At 62.2% G+C, this 7785-nt stretch carries 7 protein-coding genes; 3 read left to right on the top strand and 4 right to left on the bottom strand.

Annotated features, from left to right (window positions below; genetic code table 11):
* Positions 1–285: 285 nt before the first annotated feature.
* Both B1964_RS28850 and B1964_RS28845 read left to right on the top strand, forming a co-directional pair.
* On the top strand, positions 286–864 hold the full coding sequence (locus B1964_RS28850; RefSeq protein ID WP_253194264.1) for a LuxR C-terminal-related transcriptional regulator: 579 nt from the start codon (positions 286–288) through the stop codon (positions 862–864).
* A gap of 130 nt (positions 865–994) precedes the next feature.
* On the top strand, positions 995–1711 hold the full coding sequence (locus B1964_RS28845; protein WP_020173012.1) for a hypothetical protein: 717 nt from the start codon (positions 995–997) through the stop codon (positions 1709–1711).
* Positions 1712–1735: 24 nt separating this feature from the next.
* On the opposite strand, the gene B1964_RS31355 is transcribed toward B1964_RS28845, so the two are convergent.
* Positions 1736–1939, bottom strand: coding sequence for a hypothetical protein (locus tag B1964_RS31355; RefSeq protein ID WP_253194263.1), 204 nt, complete (start codon positions 1937–1939; stop codon positions 1736–1738).
* A 604-nt stretch (positions 1940–2543) separates the two neighbouring features.
* On the opposite strand from B1964_RS31355, the gene B1964_RS28835 reads away from it, so the two are divergent.
* Entirely contained in the window at positions 2544–3815 is a 1272-nt protein-coding gene (locus B1964_RS28835; protein ID WP_020173010.1) for a hypothetical protein, read from the top strand.
* A 28-nt stretch (positions 3816–3843) separates the two neighbouring features.
* Here the strand turns inward: B1964_RS28835 and B1964_RS28830 are convergent, their stop codons facing one another.
* The 3 genes from B1964_RS28830 to B1964_RS28820 form a co-directional block, all read right to left on the bottom strand.
* Positions 3844–5367, bottom strand: a complete 1524-nt coding sequence (locus tag B1964_RS28830; RefSeq protein ID WP_020173009.1) for a tetratricopeptide repeat protein — start codon at positions 5365–5367, stop codon at positions 3844–3846.
* Complete coding sequence (locus B1964_RS28825) at positions 5364–6701, bottom strand: hypothetical protein (protein ID WP_079932232.1); 1338 nt, start codon at positions 6699–6701, stop codon at positions 5364–5366. Before B1964_RS28825 ends, B1964_RS28830 begins: the two co-directional genes overlap by 4 nt.
* On the bottom strand, positions 6698–7785 hold a 1088-nt coding region (locus B1964_RS28820), incomplete at its 5' end, for a hypothetical protein (RefSeq protein WP_079932231.1). The genes B1964_RS28820 and B1964_RS28825, both read right to left, overlap by 4 nt.

Genomic DNA, 7785 nt, shown 5'->3' with positions numbered 1-7785 from the left:
GGCTACCGAAGCCGCTTAACCGATGTCCGGCAAACGGGGGTAACCACACCACACGATAGCGACCTTTGTTTACTGCACGGATGTTGAGGATCACGAAGCGTCGAGGGTGCTCATGCGTGATTACGCATCAACACGCAGGATTCGAGCGCGTTCTGACGCAATGTTCCGTCAAGTGTGTCGCAAGAAGTGATGACCCCCGTCCCCTTGTTCGGCAATGCTCGATCCATGAACTCACGAGCGCTGCACGACGACGATCACAACGGAGGCGACGAGATGATTGTTGCTGTGGTCACCGAGAACGATATCTTTGACTCGGCGTTGTGCGCGCTCATCGCGCGATTCGGGTTCAGCGCCGTGGCGGTGAGTCCCAGTAGTGCCGGATCCACCGAGGCCGTTGCCTCAGTGCCATCGTCGCCCAGCGTGACCTACGGCGCTGTGGTTGTACGGACAGCACATGCAAAGAAGCGAGTGCAGAGCGATCCCGCGTTCGACGACGCAGCCGTCATCGGACTCGGAATCGCTGCCGCGAACGACCGTGGAATCGACATTCCGAACGGCGCGCGCGCAACGTCGGAACTGGCGGGTTTCCTCTCCGAACTCGCGACCGGACGCGGCTCCTACGAGAACGTACGACTGACAGGCCGGGAACGTCAGATCCTGACGACCTACGCACTCGGGGCCACCATGAGCGAGACCGCAGCTGCTCATAATATCGCGGAAAGCACCGTTCGCGAGCACTATCGACGTGTCACCAACCGCTACGAAGACGCTGGGCGCCCCGTCGGCAACAAGGCCCAGCTACTCATTCGGCTCATGGCGGACGGCTGGGTCAACCCACGCGAGATCCTGCACGCGGCCTGCTGACAAGCAGGCAGCCGACACTTCGAACTTGGCGAACTTGGACTGTCCGCGGGTTCCCACAAAAAGGGGATGCACACCCGCCGCCGGGTTGACCTACATTCATCGAATGGTTTACGGCACCCGATCGCAAGCTGTGGATGATGAGCGAAACAGCCTGGCCTACACCTATTTCGCGGGTCTGTTGTGCGCAATCGCCGCCGGCCAGCTGGCAGTCGCCGCCGGCTCACCCACTGGAGGCGGACCTCCGGCAGGCGGCATCATCGCGATCGTGGCGTCACTGGCCATGTGGGCCAATGCGACCCCGCTGCGCACAACGATCACCGTCGGTGCCGAGTGGTTCTTCGGCCTCATCGCCGTGGTAGCACTCATCCCGGCGCTCCTTGCGCTCTTCACCGGGGATTGTGGCGTTGGAACGAATGCGGCCGCGGCCATCTTAACGATGATCGTGTTCGTGTTGACCTTCGCCTGCACGCTGATCTTCTTTCTCTATCGGGGTCTACGGATCGGCCAACTTCGGTACATCGGGTTGGGCTTGTTCGGATTTGTCGAGATGGTTCTGTTCTGGAGTGAACCAGCGTCACGCACCTACCTCGGCGACGGGGCCGGAGTGCTGCTGATCGCCATCGCTGCAGCGGTACTCTCTGGCGTCGTGATCGCGATCGCCCCCCGCATCGGGATGACGCTGTTGGGTGCGGTCACCGCACTCGGTGCGATCTTCGGCGCCGCAAGCGGAACTGCCACTGAGTGCACCGCACACGACGGCACGCCATCGGCGCTCGGGTTGGTGATCACCTATCTCGTTGTCGCGGGACTCCTCGGCGGCCTCGCGGCGCGTCGGCAGAACCGATAGAACCTTTCGTGGCGCACCGAGTTGTCACCCGACTCGCCGGGATTCGCAGGCGCACGCCCACGGCGAGTCCAACCAACCGTCGGCAATCAGTTCGACCATCAACTGTGCTTTGTTCTCGACGAGTCGACCGGCAGCCTCATACTTCGCGACCACGCGCCGATAATGCGCCTTCACCGTGGAGGCCGCGATGAAGTGAATGGCAGCGGTTTCCGTGACTGTGGCTCCCATGGTGTAGCTTCCCAGGACCTCGCGTTCTCGATGCGAAAGGTGAACTCGGGGCCCCCCCCTGCCATTCGATCCGGGGCCAACCGCCCGGTGGAGAATGCGGCCGAGTTGCCCCACCGTGTCCGTGCCCGATAGCCAGACCACTCCCCGCCGATGCGCCCCTTGTCTGACTGTCGGAGGTTCGTATCCCGATGAGTGTGGTCGCGCTGGACAGCAGTTCCTTCGGCAGCGTCCTGAGCATCAGTTCGTCAGAAACGATCAGGACGTTCGCCTTGTGACTCAAGCCAAACTCGGGACCCGCAACCGTGGCCGAGTAGCCGCACTTCTCCACCAAGGCGACGAGGGCGTGGTCCAACGCCGTTCCCGATGCGATGACGACAACGTCGGCGGCATGGCTCGGAGTTTTCTGAATCAGCATGGTGTGGAATCCGTTTCGTGAGCAGGTTCCGATCAGATGTCGGGGTGTGCATCGTTGACCGTTTCCCCACCCGGCCGTAAGCAGGCATCGCGATATCGCTCACGAGAGTCAGCATCTCGTTCTGGGGGTCTGGGGAAACGGGACTACGGCAGCGCGACCGCGCAGTCGATAGATCCTGAGGAGGACTTCATGCTCGCGAACTTCAGAGCTCACCGGTACCGCCGCCGGACCCAGAAGGTGGCCGACGAGTACTATTCACGCGCCGTCGGGCAGATCAGGCGCCTGACCGAGGACGGTTCCGCCGACACCGGTGGCGCGCTCCTCGCCGGCGAGGCCGAGATGCTGTCCCTCACCTCACGCGCGGCGACCGCAGTTGAGTCGGCGTATGCCACGAAGCTCACCGACCTCCGCACCAGTCATCAGAGCGTCGAGACCCGGCTCTCGGGACTTCGTGAACAACGCGAACGCAGTACCTCGGAGCGCCATGTCGTGAACGATCCGTGTCAGGTGGGAGCCGGACCATTGACTCTCGACGAGATGAGCACTCGCGCAGCGGAACTGACAGAACTCATTGACGACGAGACCCGTCGCGGATCGACGCGACACCGGCATCATGTCTCACGGACCTGGCGAATACTGGCCACCGGCGTCGTCATCGTCGACGTCGCGGCACTGTTCATGCTGATGCTGACCATCGAGAACACCAGCTTCCGCGCCTTTGCGCTCGACCCTGCTGCGGAGGCCGCAAAGATGATCACGGCGGCGGGCTTCGCGCTGCTCGCTGCGACCGTGTTGGCCATCGCGTCACACACCTTGGGACACGCAGTGTTTCGCCGAATCCACCGTTCAGTTCATGCGAGTGACCAAGGGTTGGGGCACCTTGCCGATAGCCGCTCCGCCATTCTGACCGGCACCGCGATGATGGTCGTGCTTTCAGCCCTGGTCGGATGGTCCATCGACCGGCGGATCGTCACGGTCGCTGAAGGCACCAAGGTGTCCGGGCTCGCCGACTGGGTCGGTGCCACCATCGGACTGTGCGCGCTGTTCGCACCGATCGTCGTCGCGGCCATTGCTGCGCTTGGGAGGTCGCCGGAAGTGGAGTTCCGAGACAGCCTGGCAGCGTTGATCACCTCTGCCGACCAGCGCCGGGCGAAGATCGACGACGAGATCGTCGCGGTCACGAAGTTGATGTCGTCAGTCGACGAGAAGTGCCGCCAGCTGCTCGTCGAGGCCGATCGCGACCTCCGCGCCGCGTTTCTTCCTGCGAACCAGCTGATCTTGCGCCTCCGCACCGAGTTCGGTCACGCCGGTGAACTCTACGTTCCGTTGCACCTTCCCGGTAACTCAGATCGGCGCGAGCTCGGTGGATGGGCGCACCTCGAGCGATTGCGGGCACTGGTCGAGCCCAATGGCACCAATCACGGATACGGCGGTCCGCATGTGGTCACCGATGCTGCCTGACGACTCCACGAGCACACCAAAACACCCGTTACCACAACGGTACTGAGGGAACTGCGGCGAGCACTTGATCTAACTTGGGATCAAGGCTCGCCGCAAGTTCGCGCTGGTGCTTGAGAATCGGCTCGCCGGTTGAACCACTCAGGAGCGTCGGCGGCGGCGACATGGGCAATGAATCGGACAACAGAATGGATACGGAACCGTGCGTGATGGCAGCAGGCGTGTCCTCGACTGTAGATTGCGGCGGATCGAAGTCGATGGGGATGAGATCATGCTGGAAGCTCGATGGATCGCTCGAACCGCCGTGGTAGACACCCGCGTTGATTCCGGTCTCGATCAAGTCCGCGACGAGATCTCGCCTGCCCAGCTGCTCGGCCATGGCAAATGTCGTCGCAAGACGATCGGCCAACGTCTCCGACCACTTGACTCGATCCCGGGCCTGGGTGAACTGAAATCGTTGGTGCTCGAGCGCCACGAGCGATGACACGGCCGTATCGAACGCGTCCTTCGAGAGCTGAGCGCGTTCCCGCGGATTGACTGCCGCCTCCATAAGAAGGCGTTTCGTTCTATTCCATTGCAGGTTCGCGATGTGATGGTGCTGACCCGCGGCGCGTAGTCCCTCAAACGCTCGGCTGAACGCGACGTCGGCAGCGGAGTAGTCCCCTGTGATCGTGTAATAGTTGGCAAGGTTGTAGTCGCACACCGCGGTCTTGTCGTGCCGATCCTGCTGTGCGTAGTACTCCCGCGACCTTGTGACTATATCGATCGCCCGCGAGTACTGGCCTGCCATCAGAAGTACGTGACTCAGTGTCATCTGAGTGTCCTGGGCATCGTCCGATCGGCCCAAGGATTCGAATATCGCACTCGCGGAGTCGAGGTGGCGTCTCGCTTCCTCGATACGACTCGAGGTCGCATAGATGCTGGCGATCGAAGCGAGGCACTTGGCGTACTCTTCTGAGTCTGGGCGGAAGCCGGCGAGCAGATCCGTCAGAATCGTCTCGGCCTCTTTCGAGTCTCCTGCCAGAAGCAGATTGTTGGCCAGATTCACCATCGATTGCCGGGCATCGTCAAGCAGACCGTGGTCGATGTAGTACATGATCGCCGACCTGAGATATGTGTCGGCAGTCTCATATTCACCGAGGCGCGTCGCCATGGCGCCGACGTTGCTGTCGGCATCCGCCATCAGCCTCAATTCTCCGAGCGACTCCCATTCCTCGCTGGCCGTGTCGAAGGCGCCGAAAGCAGTCTCGTAGTCTCCGATGCTCTGAGCCAAAAAGCCGATCCCTGCGGCACAGTTCGCAGCGGACTCAGGATCATGCGTCAGAAACGCCTCTCGCGCGGTCAAGAGAAGTTCGATGACGACACCGTTTTCGGCGGCTCCGGCCAGGTGCTCTGCCAGATCCACATATCTCGCGCCGATGGCTTTGTCATCGCCGGACTCCATCGCTGCTTCCGCGCGCGCGTCCAGCTCGTCCAGCCGGCGCGACCATTCTTCGTACTCGGTGTCGACGTCATCCGGACTGCCGTCGCCGTCGTGAGAATGAGAGGTCGTCATGCTGATTGGCCTTTCTCGGTTCCGGCGAGTCGAGGCGATACAACTTCTCTTGGCGGACACGTATGGCATGCGGCCGCAGCCCACACCAGAGGAGAAGTCGCCGGACCTGGAGCAGCCATCCACTCCTGCAACTTCTGACGTTGCCAATCCCCGAGGGCGCGTACGGGATCCGTGTATTCATGCGTTGTGTCGACCGCGAGCGCGAGTTCGGTCGTCGGTCCGGGAACCGAGTCAACTCCGGCGTACTTGTGGAACCCGTTGTCCGACGGCAGCGTCCAACGCGTAGTGGTCACGACTTCGGCGCCGGCGTTGAAGATTGCCATGACCAGTCCGAATGTCTCGGACGTTCGGAAGTCGACCCCGCCCTCACACGCGATGATCGCCACGCGAGGTGGCATTGGCCATAACTCGGGGCCCCAACCAACTTCCGCCTCGAGCTCACTTTCACTCGCGTTCAGCTCGGCCCGGGCAGTGCCCAGCAGGAGGTCGAGGGCGGAAAGCGGGCGGTGCACCTTGTTGATCGCTTGAGTCACTCCCCAGACTCTGGCGTCATCACTGAGGTGCAAAGACGCCGATCCTGGTTCGCCGGGATCCGCGGTCACATGGCCGAAATACACCAAACGCCCCGGCACCTCATTCAGGTCGTCACTCAGATCCCATCGCCCGCAGACTTTTCCGACTCCGGATGATCGGGTCGTACTACGAGTGGCCAATCGATCCTTGAATACTCTCGCATTCGTGTTGCCGGCGGCCGCCGCGCCGCGCGGCAGAGTCGGGCCAAGCCCCGACCCAGCAGGAAGCTGAGGATCGATGAGGTAGGTAACCGGACGCGCCGCGGTCGTGGCCGACCAGGGCTCCGGCAAGCGCGACCGCCCCACATGGACCGCTGCGGGCGGCTCATAACACAGATCGGCCACCTCGATGAGCCGGGTTGAATCGTCAACAGGTAGGAGTTCAAAAGGAACTCGCGCCAGCATCCGGCTTGGAGTGATTCTCACGAGAACCCCGCACGATGATGGTGAAAGTAGCTGTTGGCAAACACTCTTGGGAAGTAGCAGAGCGGAGAGGGTTGCGCTGAGGCCCAGCTCTCCCACCCGACGAGTAAACGGTCCGGTGACAGCTTCGCGCACGGCTGCTTCGAGTGCCGCGTCATCGTCGCCCTGTTCATCGGGTACCTCCACCAGCGCCTTGGCCAGTGCGCCAAGTGCACGATCACGGCTTTGCGCCGGGATACGGTGCACCACTGGATTCTCTGAATCGTCAAGCCAGCGGAAGGACACATACGTGTCACCCGCGTCGTAAGCACGAAGGAGCAGGGTTCTTCCCGGCGTCATGTCAGCTCGACCAACTCGGCCAGTGTCGGTTCCAACGTCCCGGTCGGCATTGAGCGTTCCTCCATATGCTCGGCCAACCGTTGTACCGCGGCGGAGTAGCCGGCGATTGCCTCTCCGTCCGGCCCGCGGCGCGTACGGCGCGCCAGCTGGCGGACCAGACCGACCGCCGTCGACATGGCGTCGGTCGCGGTCAACTCTGCCTGCTCGGCCGCCAAACTCGAATTGTCTATGTCCGCACCGGTGCTGGATGCACCCACTCCGAACCTCAGGGCGCCCGCCGTACGGTGCATCGTCCACGCGTAGCGACAGAATCGATCAATCTGAGCGACCGCAACGCCCGTCGGATCGAGTCGTATCGCGTCAATATCCGTGTCAGCGGAAATCAGCATGTAATGGAGTCGATCTGTATCTGTGCCCACTTGCAATAGTGCCGATACCATGCCATGGCCGACTGTACACGGGCTCGAGGCGATAATCGTGCCGGTGTCTGCGTCGGCTGCCACCGCAAACAACTCCGCCAGCTCAGCCGAGTCCTCGAGTGCATCGTCGCGAAGATCTGCTTGCACAGTGACAGATGTTCCACTCGAGGTGATTTCGAGGTCGGGGCGATCGGGACCGGTGAACCGGAGGATCCGTGGGGGAACCATACGCAGATCCAATAGTTGCCCGGTGACAACGGCAATGGATCCCAAGCTGGTCGCCAATGGATCCGCCTCCAGGAAGAACTGATGCTGCCAGCTAAACTCTGATTGTGCGTCCGTCTCCCGCAAGATGGTCATAACACGTTCCCATGCGTTGCCTACGAACATATCACGGGGCGACGCCTGGACAGCGTCCAGGAGGCCTGACACCAAGGGACCGGCCAGACGGTCATTCACGATGCGTTCAGTCAGTAGTTCGACTGCCGGGGCGGCGAAGGCGTACTGAGTTCGCGCAACATCTTCGGCCCCAACACGCCGGTAGGCGTGTGCGCGATCGAGACTGAGGATTCCCTCGTCCAGATCACCCAGGTGAATGGCGCGCACGGCCTGCACGGTCGCCAACCGTGCCAGATCAGCCCCGAGCGTGAGGCCCGCGACCTCCG

The organism is Gordonia sp. i37 (assembly GCF_002043085.1).
GTDB classification, from domain to species: Bacteria; Actinomycetota; Actinomycetes; order Mycobacteriales; family Mycobacteriaceae; genus Gordonia; species Gordonia polyisoprenivorans.
Note: the sequence above shows the minus strand (reverse complement) of the source record. Positions and strands in the feature narration are given on the sequence as shown.

Coding starts and splice junctions, on each gene's coding strand:
- B1964_RS31355 (WP_253194263.1), bottom strand. CDS start 1,939: ATGGGAGCCACAGTCACGGAAACCGCTGCCATTCACTTCATCGCGGCC.
- B1964_RS28835 (WP_020173010.1), top strand. CDS start 2,544: ATGCTCGCGAACTTCAGAGCTCACCGGTACCGCCGCCGGACCCAGAAG.
- B1964_RS28825 (WP_079932232.1), bottom strand. CDS start 6,701: ATGACGCCGGGAAGAACCCTGCTCCTTCGTGCTTACGACGCGGGTGAC.
- B1964_RS28830 (WP_020173009.1), bottom strand. CDS start 5,367: ATGACGACCTCTCATTCTCACGACGGCGACGGCAGTCCGGATGACGTC.